The following is a 17,149-nucleotide window of genomic DNA, read 5'->3' as shown; positions in this document are numbered from 1 at the left end:
GCTAATATTGAGAGGTTCGCTGAATTTAACGGTTTGAAGTATAAACAGTACAGCGAATAAATTGTAACCATGTGGCAAGCGCTTCGATAGACTCTTACAAAGTATATTAAATGCCCTTCACCACTTTACATGTTAATCATCTTGGTAAAATTTATGGTGGCAAGGATGTTAATAGCCAAGCCTCTAAATCGATACAAAACGATTGGCATTCGGTGTTAATACTTTAGCGGCAATCATTGCGAGCCACTAAAATATTAACAGTAGATAACCTTACAGCCTTACACCCTGTATTAGTAGCTACTTAGAACCATCTGTCTGGTACGCTCAAACGTAGTCAATTCATTGTGAGTTAACAGGTAAGTTTTTTATGAGCGCCTCTTAATGCTCCTTTTTATTTATCCAACTTTATCTGAGCACGACGCTCCTCTCACATCTGGTATTTTTAGCTGATATCAATATTAGCGTCACTTGATACTACTACCTTCTTGCTTTGGTTATTTTTATATTGATCGCTGTCCAATTGGCAGTCTGAATACATCGTGAATGTGGCTTGCTATAAAAGTCATTTAACGTAAAAGTTTATCATTCAGAGTTTTTCAATATAATAACCCTTCTTGTCGTTGTCCTGTGTACTCATAGGATAATAGTATGAAACGTATTCTGATCAACGCCACTCAAAACGAAGAAATTCGTGTCGCCTTATGTAAAGGCAACCATCTTTACGATTTCGATTTAGAAAACCGTACCCGCGAACAAAAAAAATCTAACATTTATAAAGGCCACGTAACCCGTGTCGAGCCATCGCTTGAAGCCGTGTTTGTCGAATATGGCTCACAGCGCCAAGGGTTTTTGCCGATTCGTGAAATTTCTGCTGAATATCTAAGCGGCAATCCTCGTGACGAAAACATCAAAAAATTGATCAAAGAAGGCGATGAGCTAATCGTCCAAGTCGAGAAAGAGGAACGCGGCAATAAAGGCGCTGCCTTATCGACTTACGTATCATTGGCTGGACGTTATCTGGTATTAATGCCAAACAACCCTCGTGGTGGCGGTATCTCTCGTCAAATCTCTGGTAAATTACGCGAAGATATGAAGCGTATGCTGGGCAGTTTGGATTTGCCAAAAGGTATGAGCGTCATCATTCGTACTGCTGGTATCGGCAAAACCCAAGAAGACTTACAACATGATTTAAACCATCTGCTCAATATCTGGCAAGCCATCCAAGAACAAAACCAAAAATATCCATCACCGCGCTTGGTACATCAAGAAGCAGGCGTCGTTACACGCGCCGTGCGTGATTATCTGCGTGATGATATTGCTGAGATTTGGATCGATAACGAAAATGCTTATATTGAAGCGGCAGGTTTTATCGATGCGGTCATGCCAAAACAAGCAGAAAAACTGCGTAAATACACCGATTACGAGCCGATGTTTTCGCGCTTTAATATCGAAAAACAAATCGAAACGGCTTATCAGCGCGAAGTGCGTCTGCCATCAGGTGGTTCGATCGTCATTGACCAAACTGAAGCATTGGTCTCTATCGATATCAACTCTGCCAAATCTACTAAAGGCTCAGATGTCGCCGAGACTGCTTACCATACCAATTTAGAAGCAGCAGACGAGATTGCCCGTCAACTGCGCTTGCGTGATATGGGCGGCTTGATTGTCATTGACTTCATCGACATGAACGACAATAAGCACCAAAAAGAAGTTGAAAAACGTCTGGTTGATGCCACCAAATATGACCGTGCCCGCGTTCAATTTGGCGATATTTCTAAGTTTGGTTTGATGGAAATGAGCCGTCAGCGTCTGCGTCCGTCATTAGAAGAGTCGACCGGTTATATCTGCCCACGCTGTCATGGCAATGGCATGATTCGTGACTTGCGCTCGTTGTCACTATCGATTATGCGTCAGATTGAACAAATTGCGCTAAAAGAGCGTCAAGGTGAAGTGCAAGCCGAAGTACCGACAGATATCGCAGCATTTTTATTGAATGAAAAACGTGATGCCTTAGTGTATCTTGAGCAAGACAGTGGTACGCGTATCACCATCTTGCCACACGCACATTTAGAATCGCCAAACTTTAAACTGCACTTCAACCGTGACGGTTTTGCCCCTTCAAGCTACGAGCGTATCACTGATACTGCCCAAGAACACAGTGATCTTGGCTATAATGTTGATTGGCAAACGGCTGAAAAGGAACGTCCCGAACAGCAGCCTACCCGCCAGCCTCGTCAAACAAGAGATAGCAGCGCTACGAACCAAGCAACTAGCCCTGTAACTACTGCACCACAGAATACTGCTGAGCAGCAGAGCAGCACCGTCAATCATAGCAATGACCGTCGTAATAATACGAGCACTAATAACGCTTCATCGACGCATGCGCCACAAGATAATAAAGCGGCGAACGTCGCTGTTGCAGCACCTGCCGCTGCCATAACGACTCCGTCTCCTAGTGTTGCAACGACTGCCCAACCACAAGCTGTTGCTTGGTTGTCCAATTTATTTGCGCAAGCCCCGCAGGCACAAACAACCAATAGTATCAGTAGTCGTGATGCGGCTGAAGCCATCGAAGCGCTGGTGAATAATGGTGCGCAAAGCTTAGGCTCTTTTGGACAAGTGGATAGCAGTGCGCTGACCGGCAATGCTCAGAATCCATCGCAAACGACTCAACAAGACAGTAGTCAAAAAAGTGACAATCAAGCGCCGAATAATAATGCTAACCGTCAACAAGCACGTCGCAACACTGACAGTGATACTGACGACAACAGTGCTGAGGATAGAAGAAGACGTAAGCCACGCAAATCGAGATCTTCTAAGCCGCATCAAAGAAAAGAGCCGCGTGATGACACAAGCAATGATAATGTAGCCAGCAGTAGTGCCGATAGCAGCGCTGCCAGTAGCACTGATGACAAATCAGCTGACACCCAAGACAAACGTCAGCAGGATAATAGACGCACGAGTGATCGCAACCGTAATAATCGTCAAGATAACAGCCGTAATAGTAATAACAACGGGCATAGCGATAGCAACCGCGACGATGCTGAGCAAAAAGACAGCAACACGGCAGATGAGCAAACCCGCACTAAGCGTAAGTCAAACACTCAGCGTAGTTCACGCGGCAAGCTTGAGCGCGGCGAGACGTTAACAGCTGATAATGCTAAACAAAATACTCAAAAAACGACTACCAGTGCTAACAAAAATCAAGCGAGCACACGCCGTAATCAAGATCCTAACGAAGTGGTGCTACAGGTCAATGAAGCAACCAATGAGCTTAAGAAACCAGAAGTGGTTCACTTATCTCTGGATGATAGTAAGCCTACACAGGTCACTCATCAATCTGCTGAAAAACCAAGCTCGGCGCGTGACACTACGAAAGATGAAGCTACAAAAGAACGTAGAGAAGACAGTGCAACTCAGCAGAACGCTGCTAAAGAGAGTACTAACCAGCAAAACGGTGCAGTGGAAAGTACTGACAAGCACGGTACTAGTCAAAAAAGTACTCAGGTAAAAAGCTCTGAAGAAAAAATCACTGCAGAAAAAAGCTCTGATATAAGAGATAGTACTCAACAGGACAATGAGCCTGTTAGTGATACGCAAAAAAGCAGTACACAAGCAAATACTGCCGAAAGCACTGATGCAGAAGTGAGCACTGCGGCAGATCCGGCGCAACAGGCTGCACCTACAGACGACCGTAAAGTCGATGACAAAACAGCGTCGGTAGATGAGCAAGCAGCTTCTAAAAGCAATAGTGACAGTCAAACTGATAGTCAGAAGCCAGTAACTACTGAGGCAGCTAGCGTAGCAACAGCACCAAGCGCGCAAAAAACTGACGATGACAACGCGACTACGGCCGCGACGGAGACTAGCAGCCCTAGTAACTCAGCGCTTGAGCTGACACATGACGCATTGTTTGCCAAACGCTACGTGACAGCTAAGAAGTTCGGACAAGCGAGCAATGACCCGCGTGTCGTTCGTAGTCAGCAAGCGCAATCTGCTGAGCAGCCTCAAGCAACTGAGCAAGCAGTAGCAAGCGCACCGACCATTCGTGGTTCGGTTGGTGATTTTGTTCGTAAAGCATTAACGGATGCAGAAAGTCGTTTAAAAAGTGATGGTGTCATCAGCTGCTTTATTGCTGCTATTGAAGCGCATACGCAGAAAGCTCAAACGGCTGGCAATGGCACTAACGTTGAAGGCGATTCAAGCGAGAACAAAGGCGACGACAACGACTTTGCCACTCGTCGCTTTGACTTTAGCAACTACGGCTATCAACCTTTAGCAGCGGATTACCTTGCCCGCTTTGAAGCAATGACGCAAGCGGTCAGTCAGTTTGCAGCGGCACAAGGCAAAACAGCCGTTGAGCCACGCACTATTGGCAAACGTGCCAGCAACGATCCACGCGGTCAACATCCTGATTATCAGGAACCAGCTGTACTCACTATCCCTGATGAGCAAGCAGCGGAACCAACCGTTTCTGCTAGCGAGCCAGTCACTGAGTCTGAGCAAATCAGTAATGACGTTGACGCGCGCAAAGTAGAAGCGACAGCCTTAGCCAATCAAGCGCAAACAGATGATGTTAGCGCTGATAGCGAGCAACTGCTAGAGGCAGAACAAGCGTTAAAGGAAACAAGCGTTGAAAGTCCTGACACCAAAAGCAATGATGTTGAAGAGGTTGAGGTGAAAGGTGCTGAGGTGAAAAGTGCTGAGGTTGAACTTGAGCAAACTGAGCAGCCTATAGTAGAGCAATCAACGAAAGAGGAAATTCAGGCGGCCAAGTCAAAAACGACGATAGCCAGTTATAAAAACATGATTGAGAATGTAGCAGAGCAACTACTGCCACAAACTGGCATGTTTAATTTAACCACGCCCAAAGTACCAAAAGCACGCAGTCGTAAGCCAAAGACTGACCATAAAAAGCCGACGCAAGCTGAAAAGCTAGAGTCTGATGAGTCAGACAGCGAAAGCTAATCGTAGAGCTTCAATGTAAAAGCCCCAAAGTTGTCAGCAACTTTGGGGCTTTTTTATGTTAGATACTGCTTGGAGCAAGCTATACATTAGTATGATCAGCGAGGTTGACGCTGTAGTGATTTTATAGTGGGCAGGCTCCATATGCCAATCATGTTCAGTGCAACACCTTTAATGCGCAGAAGATGCGTCTTTATCCTTACCGCGTATTTTGCCAATGATTGTAATAATGGCGACCATGACCACCCCTACTACTAAGCCAACTAGGCCATTCAACAGCGTCGTTGTCACACTTTCAAACATTCCAGTCAAATGCGCCAAGTTTTCGACGCCATGATGTAAAAAGTCGATACCGTGTACCAAAATACCACCACCGACCAAGAACATAGCCAACGTCCCAGCGATAGATAAAAATTTCATCAGCTTAGGTGCCGCCGATACTAAAAATGCGCCCACCTTCTGCTTAATGTTGCCCGATTGCTTCATCAGATGCAGACCAACATCATCCATTCTGACAATCCCAGCCACCAAACCATACACCCCAACGGTAATCGCTATCGCAATAATGGAGAGTACCAAGCTTTTTTCTAGCAAGCTTGCCCCTGCGGCTGAGCCTAACGCAATGACAATAATCTCAGCAGACAGGATAAAATCCGTCCGGATAGCACCTTTGATTTTTCCTTTCTCAAAAGCGACTAAATCGACGGTTTCATCTGCATTGGCTTGCCGACGCGCATTTTGCTCCTCGTCGTGCGGTAAAATATGCGGCCAAAACTTATGGATGACTTTTTCAGCACCTTCATAAGCCAAGAATAGACCACCGCACATGAGCAAAAACGTGACCAAAGGGGGATAGATAGTACTGATTAATAACGCCGCAGGTACTAGGATGAGCTTATTGATGAATGAGCCTTTGGCGACTGCCCAAACTACGGGGAGCTCACGACTGGCTTTGACACCTGTTACTTGCTCAGCGTTAAGGGCTAAGTCATCACCTAGCACACCAGCGGTTTTTTTTGCGGCCACTTTGGTCATGACCGAAACGTCATCGAGTATTACACTGATATCATCGAGTAGGGTTAATAAACTTGCACCTGCCATACGCGTTCCTTAGCGTGAATTCGCTTAAATTAGTAAATGTTGCAAAATGACGTTAATATTGTCATAAAAGTGATTATAAGCAATAGATTACCTAGACATGAGGCGATATTAAATAGTACAAATGTATTTTATTTTGCAAGGTTTAGCCGCTATCGATGCATTGTATTTACGAGTGGCATAAAAAACAGCCTTTAGAGATTATTAAAAAAAATATGTTAATATAACCTATATTATTACTTATCCTTTATGATCAATACATGCTATAAAACCAGTCAACGTTGCCCTTCTTATCATGCGACTTACTCGTCATGATGGATGGGTCAGAGAATACAAAAAATCCTTTTATTATGAACCCTTGATTAGGCGTGACTGCCTAAAGGAAACACCCTATGTCCTTCTCTCCTTTTTCTAAAGCCATACCAACCGCTGATAAATTTTCACGCAACCCTTTGTCTCGGGTCATCATGGGTGCCTTATTAGTCATCGTCGCAGCCGGCTGCTCAAACAATACCGCGGATGCCACCAATAATAATGCCAGCGTGGTCAACAGTGCTCAAGCCAAAACGAACAATACCCCAACCGCTACCGGTAATGATGCCGCTGTGGTTACAGCGCTTCAGGCCAACTTAAACGCTTCTGGGATTGAAGAAAAAATCGTCTCAGCTGTACCGACAGATATGGATGGTATTTATTGGGTGACTGCTGAAGGACTGCCTGCTTTCTTTACTGATAAATCTGGTAAACACATTATTCAAGGTCAGATTATCGCTGTGGGTGACGCGGCTCCAGTTGATATCAGTGCGGCACTAGTCGCTAGTACCGCGCAAGAAGCGCTAAAAGCCGTCGATAAAAAAGAGATGGTAATTTATCCAGCAAAAGGCACGACCAAAGCCGTTGTTTATGCCTTTACCGATGCAGACTGTGGCTACTGTCGCAAACTACACTCAGAGATGGATGATATCAATGCGCGCGGTATCGAAGTGCGTTATCTAGCATGGCCACGCGGTCAAGAGTCAGTGCCAAAAATGGAAGCTATTTGGTGTAGTCAGGATCGCAAAGCTGCCATGAATCAGGCAAAAATGGGCGCCAATGTACAAGCGCCTAGCTGTGCCAATCCTGTACAAGCGCATATGGCTTTAGGATCAAGGCTTGGGGTACGTGGTACACCTGCTATCTTTACTGAAGCAGGAGAGCAAGTGGGTGGTTATCTACCAGCCGCAGAATTGGCTCAAGCAGTCGGTGCTATTTAATCGATCGCCATATGATATCTTTGATATTGTTGACCCCAGCGACATTGAGTAGACGTCACAAGCGCTTGTCGGTATGATACGATAAAGCGCGATGCAATATTAGCAATCCCATTTTTATTTGAGCATTTTTTATTCAACTATAATGAAGCAGTTAAACTGGCAGCACCAGATAATGCGCACAGACTGTACGTTTAGTACCGCAGGCTCATTTGACATTGCCACAGCGTTATACTCGCGTCATTATATTTAACCTCTTGAGGATACTGTGAGTAATTCCATCAAACTAGCGATACTTGGTCTGGGCACCGTCGGAACAGGCGTGATCAATCTAATCAACGACAATTTAGATGAGCTAAAACGCCGTAGCGGACGCGACATTATAATCACCGAAGTGGGTACGCGTCGTCAGCGTGATGATATTGATTCAAATATCATGCAAAACAGTGACTTGATGGCAATTGCGGCAAGTGACAATGTCGATATCGTTATCGAAGTGATTGGTGGCACTACCCTAGCCAAAGACGTCATCATGCATGCTATCAAAAATGGCAAGCATGTCGTGACCGCAAACAAAGCATTATTGGCTGAGCATGGCAATGAGATCTTCGCTTTCGCTGAAGCCAACAACGTCCACGTCGCTTATGAAGCGGCGGTGGCAGGTGGTATTCCGATTATTAAGGTGATGCGTGAGGCGCTTGCTGCCAATAAAATTGATTGGCTCGCAGGTATCATCAACGGTACTGGTAACTTTATCATGACCGAAATGCGTGATAAAGGTCGTCCGTTTGCCGACGTACTAAGTGAAGCGCAAGAGCTGGGTTACGCAGAAGCAGATCCCACTTTCGATGTCGAGGGCATTGATGCGGCGCACAAATTGGCCCTACTCGCCTCGATCGCCTTTGGTATTCCGCTACAGTTTGACAAAGTCTACTGTGAAGGTATCACTGGTATTACTCTGCAAGATGTCAACTATGCCGAAGAGCTTGGCTACCGTATCAAGCATTTAGGATTTGCCGTACGCCGTGATGGCCAAGGCAATGCTGATGCTGCTGGTGTTGAATTGCGCGTACACCCGACACTTATTCCACAAGACGCATTACTTGCTAACGTTAATGGCGTAAAGAATGCGGTACTGGTCAACTCGCATCCACTTGGGCAGACGCTGTATTGCGGTGATGGTGCAGGCGCTGGTGCAACCGCTTCTGCGGTGATGGCTGACGTCATGGATTTGGTCCGTGTCCTAGGCAATACTGACTGTGACGATCAAGGCAACAGCAATCAAAACAACCACGGCCACCACGTTCCGCATCTTGCGTTTATTCCTGAACAGCTGTCAGACACGCCGATATTACGTGCTGAACAGATGATTACTGGCTACTATTTACGCGTCCATGCTTATGACAGTCCGGGCGTGTTAGCAGATATTACTCGCATCCTAAGCGATGCTGGTATCAACATTGACGCGATTTTGCAAAAGCCTGCTCATAAACTGGGTCAAGTACCTGTCATTATATTGACGCTGCCAGTGGTTGAGAGTCAAATGAATCTGGCCATCGAAAAAATCGAAAAGCTAGATACGATTACCGATAAAGTCGTTCGTATTCGTTTGGATGAGCTTGCTTAGGTCAGAAGTTTGGAACCGATGATTAATGGTCAATAATGGGTGCTTTCATAACTAGGATATGTCCTCATTTTGAATGCTAGAGCCTTCAATCATTGAGGCCTTTAAGTGATTAGCACCTTAGAAGTATTGATATAGAGAACAATAACGATATTGCTAAGCATGGGCTATAACCTTGAATAAAATCTAGAAGTACTCATATTATTAATTAATCACAGTAATTTTATTAAAATATTTTTGTCAAAACAAATGGAAAGGAAGAATAACAATGTCAAATGATGCAATTGTAATCTTAAACGGCGCACGTACCCCAATGGGTGGATTCCAAGGCGCTCTAAAAGACGTGAGTGCGACCGACTTAGGTGCAACAGCGATTAAAGCCGCTGTTGAGCGCTCTGGTGTTAGTCCGGATAATATTGATGAAGTGATTATGGGCTGTATCTTGACGGCTGGTCTGGGTCAAGGCCCTGCCCGTCAGGCAATGCGTAAAGCAGGGTTGTCTAATGCGACTGGTGCTGTCACCATCAATAAGCTTTGTGGTTCAGGTCTAAAAGCAGTCATGCAAGCACATGATGGTATCAAAGCTGGTAGCTTCAATGTTGCAGTTGCTGGCGGCATGGAATCAATGACCAACGCACCTTACCTCATGCCAGGGTCACGTGGCGGCTACCGTATGGGTCACAAAGAAGTCAAAGATCACATGTTCTTAGACGGTCTAGAAGACGCCGAAACTGGTAAGCTAATGGGCATGTTCGCTCAAGAAATGGCCATTGAAAAAGGCTATACCCGTGAGCAGATGGATGCGTTTGCTATCGAATCTCTAAATCGTGCCCTAACAGCTATCAAAGATGGTCACTTCTCAGACGAGATCACGCCTGTTACCTTTGAAACCCGCAAAGGCGAGCAAACGGTCGATACTGATGAGCAACCAGCACTTGCAAACGCTGATCGCATCCCGACCTTGCGTCCAGCATTTGCGAAAGACGGTACGATCACTGCCGCTAATGCCAGCTCAATCTCAGATGGTGCTGCTGCTGTCGTAGTCATGAAAGAGTCACAAGCGCAGGCTGAAGGTCTTGGTTATCAAGCTCGTATCGTGGCGACTGCTTCGAACTCGCGTCATCCAAGTGAATTCACCATCGCGCCGATCGGTGCAATCGAAAAAGTATTGACGGGTGCTGGCTGGTCAGTGGCAGATGTCGACCTATGGGAAATCAACGAAGCCTTTGCGATGGTCACGATGGCCGCTATGGACGAGCTAAACATCGATCATGCTAAAGTAAACGTCGAAGGTGGCGCTTGTGCCCTTGGTCACCCAGTTGGCTGTTCAGGTGCGCGCATCCTAATAACGCTTATCAACTCTCTAAAACGTACTGGCGGTAAAAAAGGCGTTGCTACGCTATGTATCGGTGGCGGTGAAGCGGTAGCGGTTGCTATTGAATTGCCGTAAGCATCAACCGTACTGGAACGTCGTTTTTTAAATAGAACGCACGATCTGATCTTGTATGTATGTCTTACTTAAAAACCGCATTGCTAATTGCTATGCGGTTTTTTTATGCATAAAAACCTCTCAATAGATGAATAATGTTCTTTACAGTAAGAAATCCTTAACTCAAAAATATATATTTATCCTGTCTTTTACAGCCTATTACACGCGATTACTTCAAGCGCACACTTTGCTACCTTGCTCATGTATCTCATCTAAAATCATGATGTTATGATAATTACAAGTTGATGTAGAAGCTATTTAACACCGCTAGCTACAGTGCTTGATTTTAGTAAAACAATAAAAGCTCCATAAAAATAATGATTGTTTTAAAAAATTTAGCTTTATGACAGAACCGTTAATCATTTACTCATATAAAAGGAAGATAATAATGAGCCAACTAATTCGTTTAAAAGATATTCAAGCTACCCACCGTGATCTTATTGGTGATGACTACTATGACCCAACAGGCAAAGTAGCTTATGGCATCAATGAAGAAAAAATCGGTAAAATTGAAGGCGCTCTAGTAGAAGATACGACTGGCCGCATTCGTTATCTAATCGTTGATGCGGGTGGTTGGTTTAGCTCAAAAGAAGTATTAGTGCCAGCAGGTTTAGCACGTATCGTTGGTGATGACGTATTCTTTGATAGCCTAACGCAAGCGCAAGTAGAAGCAATGGACGTCTACGATCACGACTATCAGTATAGTTATAAAGAGCAATATGAAAAAGATCGTCAATCATTCGTTGCTGACAGCGTACCAACAGAAGAGCGTATGGAAATTGCTGAGCATAACTACGAAGCGCCAAATACGCTAGAGCTGCTAGAAGAGCGTCTGACCGTTAATAAAGACCGTATCGTCGCTGGTCTGGTAAAAGTTGGTAAGCATGTCGTTACTGAAGAACGCAACGTCGATGTCGAGTTAGAAGAAGAACACGCTAATATCGAACGTACCAATGTCGACCGCCCTACGGATCGTCATATCGGTGACGTGAACGGTAATGAAAGTATCGAAGTAGAGCTATCAGCAGAACGCGCTCGCGTCGGCAAAGAAACCTATGTTTCAGAAGAAGTAAACGTCGGTAAGACGACTGAACGTCATACTGAAACCATCGTTGACACCATTCAACGTGAAGAGTTAGACATTGATCGTGATGGTAACGTGGTTGATCGTGAAGGCAATATTGTTGACCGCGACGGTATCACCGCTGAAGATGTGCGCCGCGCTCGCGGTATGTAATACGTTAAAGACAGTCGCTGGTTATTGCAAATTAGATAAGCAAACAAGCATGCAGCAAGTGACCGTTACTAGCAGCTGAGTATTTAACTTAGCTTAGAAAGGCCAGAGCTCGCCTCTGGTCTTTTTTTATGCTAGATGCTATTTTTTCTAACTTGGTGTACTTTATAATAAGTCCTATAGTCAGTTTAATATAAAAAAGATACGACTAATAAATCATTCAATTGGTAAAAATTTTCTCGCTTGCTGTGTGCTTTGCATTCCAAAGACTTCGATAAACCTATCCCACCAGCACTATTTTTTAAAGTGAATCGACTATATGATGACGTTAACCGTCATTGGTAAAATTGATGTTTTATAATAAAAAACTTTCAACAATGTATTTTTGTAATCTATTTACTAATAACAAGGAAGACTAAAATGATAGCGAATAATGATAATGACCGTTTAAACCAACCAGTGAATACTGAGAAAACGCTAGCAACTGACACAAATATGCCTATTGCTGAACATGGTGTTGAGACTAAACAAAGTGGTGAAAACGAACTTACTGCTTTGAACCAAAGAGGAAATGGCGGACGTTTGGAATTATTAGAAGAACGCCCTGTCATCAACAAAGAACGCTTAGATGTAGGCAAAGTAACTGTCACTAAGCACTCTCGAACCAAGACGATTCAAGTGCCGATTGAGTTAATAGAAGAATATATTACCGTCCGTACTGAGTATCATAATGCCGAAAGTCAGGATTTACTGTCGGGTAACTACGATGATAAAGACATATTGCGCCATGTTGAGCCAGCACTTGATAGCAGAGCAGTTATTACTATCAATGATAAGCAGGTTGAAATCGGTGATGAGCCCGTAGAAATAATCTTATCGCGTCAAGTGGCGACCATCACCAAAGATACCTATGTCATTCAAGAAGTTGACGTCAACAAAAGCACGCATACGCATACTGACCGTATTGAAGTCGAGCTCAAGCATGAAGAGCTAGAGGTAACAGAGGAAGGGTTTTTGGAGCATGAGCGCACACCTACTCATAAAAAATAGATGGCCTTTGTGAATAACTCAAAAATCAGATATAAAAAAAGCAACGACAACGTTGCTTTTTTCTTGATAGCTTACTGATAGCATTCATAAAGATCAGAGTATAGTCGGTTCAATATAATTTGGATACAAGGAAGGCAAGTGAAAAAAGTACTACAAATAGTAGATTAAGTCAGCCTGACACAGTATCTGATTTATAAAGGACTGACTATGGCAAGGAAAACGAATGAAAGTACTACTTACTGTAGACTAGACGAGTTTGACAAAGCTAGGGCGTGTCCTCATTTTGCTTTTTGGATTTGGTATTATTATGATGTTTTCTTACATTCATAAGTGCTCACATTAGCGGCATCTGCACCTGCTGTTCGCATCACACCGGTTTCGCGCGCTTCATGTGCCACACGCCACTGAACAAAACCTGCTTTCCCATCCATACCAGTCGCGGCCTCAAATACTTCAGGATTGCTGGCATCATTGGTTTTCATCAAGGTTGCTGTTCCTTGAGCGGTAGCAAGGACCACTTGATTATCAGCATCTTTATAAGTCGCTTCGACTTGTAGTTCAGGGGCACACAAATAATTTATTTGTGTCACACCACCATTCACTGAGGCAACCGTATCGTTCTCGACCTGACTGGCTGACGCATCTGTAGGAGCGACGATCACATCATTAGGTTCGGCAGGTTCAGCAGACATAGGCACAGATTGCTCCGCACTTATATCGTCTTCTAGGCTTTGTTCAGGCTCTTGCTTTTGCTGACAGGCACCAACGGTTAACGCGCCAGCCAATAAAGCTGTCATCGCAACAGAGGTACGCAACTGTTTTAATCGTTCTAAACTCATAATACTCTCCCAAATAGATATGCTAAACACTATAGCGTGTCCATAAATTCACGCCTATGCTGAATTTGTAAGTAATCAATACAAGGTGTTTGGAAATTCCATAAGAGCATGCTCTGACCATAAAAGTATAGTTTAGCCATAAAAAAACGCTCTAACGAATATAAGAAAGCCCCTATCTAAATTAGATAGGGGCTTTCTTACTGATTTATCAGTCTATAAACACGAGATTATGGCAACTAATGACTAGGGCATGTCATCAATTAGCACATGAATACATTTAGTGGTCTTAAAATGGCTAAATTTAGCCAAACATCGTCAGAAATCTTGTCAATATGTTCATATTTACGGCAATTTCTTCCTTGTTTGGCTGCAATTTTCCTCATTTTAAGTCTCACAATCTAAATGATGACACGCCCTAGATTTTGCCATGGCACTGTTTATACTTAAGTCCTGAACCACAAGGACAAGGTGCATTACGGCTGATGTTCATACCAGCGTAAGGGTTAGGCTCATTAGCATGACCACCATTACCAGCCACAGCAGCACTCATGCCAGCTGCCGCAACACCGCCACCAGTGCTGCGGTTCTGTGGTTGCGGTTGACCAGCTGGACTGTTCGAGCTACTATCCAAATTATCCACATCATCATGCTCGAATTGCATGCGCATATGCGCAGCATTCTCACGCTGCTGAATCTCTAACGCTTCTAACTCTTCTTTGGTTGGAATATGCACACGTGATAAATCTTGTACGGTCTCTGATTTAATCGCCCCTAGCATCATTTGGAACAACTCAAATGATTCACGCTTATATTCTTGCTCAGGGTTTTTTTGCGCATAACCACGCAGATGAATGCCTTTACGCAGCTGATCCATTTGCGTCAGATGTTCTTTCCAATGTTTATCTAGGCTCTGAAGCATAAAGTGACGCTCAAGCTGGGCAGCATCTTTTTCACCCATCTGCTCACGGCGACCATGATAATGATCCAGTGCTGTCTGAATGATTTTGGCGCGTAGCCCTTCTTCATCCAAGCGGCGATCTTCATCTAGCCAATCATTAATCGGCATTGATATCTTAAATTCATCTTCAAGCTCATCTTCTAGACTGTCAACATTCCATTGGTCATCGATAGAGCCTGGCGGAATAAATTGGCTGATCATGGCGTTATAGACTTCATGATGCATGATTTCAATGGCTTCTAACAAATCCATATCTGCTAACAAATCATCGCGCTGACCGTAGATGACTTTACGCTGCTCATTGGCAACATCATCATATTTGAGCAAGTTTTTACGCGCATCAAAATCGCGGCTTTCCACTTTACCTTGGGCGTTTTCAATCGATTTTGAGACCATTTTATGCTCAATGGCTTCATCTTCTTTGAGACCCATGGCACGCATCATATTTACGACACGATCGCCTGCGAAGATACGCATCAAGTCATCTTCGAGCGATAAAAAGAAACGTGACATACCAGGGTCACCTTGACGACCAGCACGACCACGTAGCTGATTATCAATACGGCGCGATTCATGACGCTCAGAACCAATGATATGCAAACCACCCGCGGCAACGACTTGGTCATGCCTAACTTGCCATTCCGCTTTGAGGCGCTTCATCTCTTCTGGGCTGACAGAGTCAATGTCTTCGATAAACGACTGCCAGTTACCACCAAGAATAATATCTGTACCACGACCAGCCATGTTGGTGGCAATCGTGACAGATGTTGGGCTACCCGCTTGCGCGATAATTTCTGCTTCACGCTCATGCTGCTTGGCGTTTAGAACGTTGTGCTTGACGCCTTCTTCATCGAGCAAATAAGACAACTCTTCACTGGCTTCAATCGTCGCGGTACCCACCAAGACTGGCGCACCTTTGGCTTGAATCTCTTTGATTTCGCGGATGATGCCTTTGTATTTGCCTAACTTGGTTAAGAAAATTTGGTCATCCATATCGATACGCGCAATTGGCTCGTGCGTTGGGATAACGATGACATCTAAGTCATAGGTTGACTTAAATTCTGCCGCTTCAGTATCAGCCGTACCCGTCATACCAGATAATTTTTCATACAGACGGAAGTAGTTCTGGAATGTCGTTGTTGCCAGCGTTTGGTTTTCTGCTTGAATTTCAGCATTTTCTTTGGCTTCTACCGCTTGATGCAAACCTTCTGACCAGCGACGACCAGGCATGGTACGACCAGTATTTTCATCAACGATGACCACTTCGCCTTCATCGACAATGTAATGAACGTTTTTGACAAACACATGATGAGCACGAATGGCAGCTTGTACGTGAGCCAACAATGGCAAACGGCTTGGGCTATATAAACTTTCGTTTTCGCCAAGCTCGCCCACTTCAATTAAGAAGCGCTCAATTTTTTCATAGCCTTTTTCGCTAATCTCAATCTGACGGTTCTTTTCATCAATCCAAAAATCTTCTTCTTCGTTGTTCTTATTGGCTTCTTCGTCCTTTGAACGGATTAGCACAGGAATAATCGTATTAATCAGCGCATACATACGCGATGAATCTTCGGCTTGACCCGAGATAATCAGCGGCGTACGAGCTTCATCAATTAAGATAGAATCAATTTCATCAATAATACAGAAGTTTAATGAGCGTTGCTTTTTCTCGCCTAAACTAAACACCATATTATCGCGTAGATAATCAAAGCCGTATTCGTTATTGGTACCGTAAGTGATATCAGCTTGATAAGCATCAATCTTTTCTTGTGGTGGTTGCTGCGAATAAATGACCCCAACCGTCATGCCCAAAAAGCTAAATAATGGACGGTTCAATTCAGCATCACGCGCCGCCAAATAATCGTTGACCGTGACCAGATGCACACCTTTACCGCTGATGCCATTTAGATACATGGCTAAGGTACCCATTAAGGTTTTACCCTCACCGGTTTTCATCTCAGCGATTTTGCCTTCGTGCAAGGTAATACCACCGATTAGCTGCACATCGTAGTGGCGCATGCCATTGACCCGTAGTGACGCTTCACGGCAGACGGCAAACGCTTCTGGTAACAATGCATCTAAGCTCTCACCTTTTTGATGGCGGGCTTTAAACTCTTCGGTTTTTTGCTGTAATTGCTCATCAGACAGGGCTTGTATTTCAGCTTCTCGTGCGTTGATCTTGCTGACCACTTTGCGCATGCGCTTTAGTTCGCGGTCGTTTTTGGTGCCAACGACACTACCTATAATCTTTGATAACATAATTTTTTGACCTATGGAAATATTCGATAATTAGTGCGCATTAGCTAAGGTTTAGTGTGCTGCCTTGTCATCCTTGTCATTACCCGACTAAGTAACGCTTAACAAAGCACTGATTAACAAAGCACTCATGAATAAGATACTGCCTGATAACATGTCGCCTAATGAAGTATCGCCCAACTAAGTGTGCCGTCATTATATATGGTTATGACGCTGATGGATACAAGGGCAGCGAGCAGATATTTGCCAACGTAAAAGTGGCGCAGGACGTGTTAAAATAGCGCTTATACCTTTAAGCTACTTAGCTTTTGAACGCCTCGTTCAAAGCTATAGTTTGATGACTATTCATTCTTATAACCACATCATTTCACCCATCGTAAACTTAT

The 17,149-nt window shown here is 44.2% G+C and carries 9 protein-coding genes; 6 read left to right on the top strand and 3 right to left on the bottom strand.

Translation table 11 applies throughout. The annotated features are described in order from the left end of the window. Positions 1 to 648 precede the first annotated feature (648 nt). Positions 649 to 4,968 (top strand): Rne/Rng family ribonuclease, encoded by a 4,320-nt coding sequence (locus tag ACMFL8_RS01720; RefSeq protein WP_413189926.1) that lies wholly within the window; start codon positions 649 to 651, stop codon positions 4,966 to 4,968. Positions 4,969 to 5,136: 168 nt separating this feature from the next. Here ACMFL8_RS01720 and ACMFL8_RS01715 read toward each other — a convergent pair whose 3' ends face one another. Next, the gene (locus tag ACMFL8_RS01715) at positions 5,137 to 6,066 is read right to left on the bottom strand and encodes a DUF808 domain-containing protein (RefSeq protein WP_201592642.1); all 930 of its coding nucleotides are present in this window, start codon (positions 6,064 to 6,066) and stop codon (positions 5,137 to 5,139) included. 389 nt (positions 6,067 to 6,455) lie between these two features. Here ACMFL8_RS01715 and ACMFL8_RS01710 point away from each other — a divergent pair, with 389 nt between their 5' ends. The 5 genes from ACMFL8_RS01710 to ACMFL8_RS01690 all read left to right on the top strand — a co-directional run bounded on the left by ACMFL8_RS01710 (position 6,456) and on the right by ACMFL8_RS01690 (position 12,710). After that, positions 6,456 to 7,316: a DsbC family protein gene (locus ACMFL8_RS01710; protein ID WP_413189925.1), complete on the top strand. Its 861-nt coding sequence runs from the start codon at positions 6,456 to 6,458 to the stop codon at positions 7,314 to 7,316. Between the two features lie 265 nt (positions 7,317 to 7,581). Further along, a complete protein-coding gene (locus ACMFL8_RS01705) occupies positions 7,582 to 8,940 on the top strand; it encodes a homoserine dehydrogenase (protein WP_413189924.1) in 1,359 nt (452 codons plus the stop codon). A 265-nt stretch (positions 8,941 to 9,205) separates the two neighbouring features. After that, positions 9,206 to 10,387 (top strand): thiolase family protein, encoded by a 1,182-nt coding sequence (locus ACMFL8_RS01700; RefSeq protein ID WP_413189923.1) that lies wholly within the window; start codon positions 9,206 to 9,208, stop codon positions 10,385 to 10,387. Between the two features lie 427 nt (positions 10,388 to 10,814). Beyond that, positions 10,815 to 11,663 carry a DUF2382 domain-containing protein gene (locus ACMFL8_RS01695; protein WP_413189922.1) on the top strand — a complete coding sequence of 283 codons (849 nt, stop codon included), beginning with the start codon at positions 10,815 to 10,817 and terminating at the stop codon, positions 11,661 to 11,663. Between the two features lie 417 nt (positions 11,664 to 12,080). Further along, complete coding sequence (locus ACMFL8_RS01690; RefSeq protein WP_413189921.1) at positions 12,081 to 12,710, top strand: YsnF/AvaK domain-containing protein; 630 nt, start codon at positions 12,081 to 12,083, stop codon at positions 12,708 to 12,710. 305 nt (positions 12,711 to 13,015) lie between these two features. Here the strand turns inward: ACMFL8_RS01690 and ACMFL8_RS01685 are convergent, their stop codons facing one another. Both ACMFL8_RS01685 and secA read right to left on the bottom strand, forming a co-directional pair. Beyond that, positions 13,016 to 13,549 (bottom strand): hypothetical protein, encoded by a 534-nt coding sequence (locus ACMFL8_RS01685; protein ID WP_413189920.1) that lies wholly within the window; start codon positions 13,547 to 13,549, stop codon positions 13,016 to 13,018. 415 nt (positions 13,550 to 13,964) lie between these two features. Then, positions 13,965 to 16,766 (bottom strand): preprotein translocase subunit SecA, encoded by a 2,802-nt coding sequence (gene secA, locus ACMFL8_RS01680; RefSeq protein ID WP_201592630.1) that lies wholly within the window; start codon positions 16,764 to 16,766, stop codon positions 13,965 to 13,967. Positions 16,767 to 17,149: the final 383 nt, after the last annotated feature.

Origin of the sequence: Psychrobacter sp. AT9 (assembly GCF_047272965.1) — a bacterium.
GTDB classification, from domain to species: domain Bacteria; phylum Pseudomonadota; class Gammaproteobacteria; order Pseudomonadales; family Moraxellaceae; genus Psychrobacter; species Psychrobacter glaciei.
Note: the sequence above shows the minus strand (reverse complement) of the source record. Positions and strands in the feature narration are given on the sequence as shown.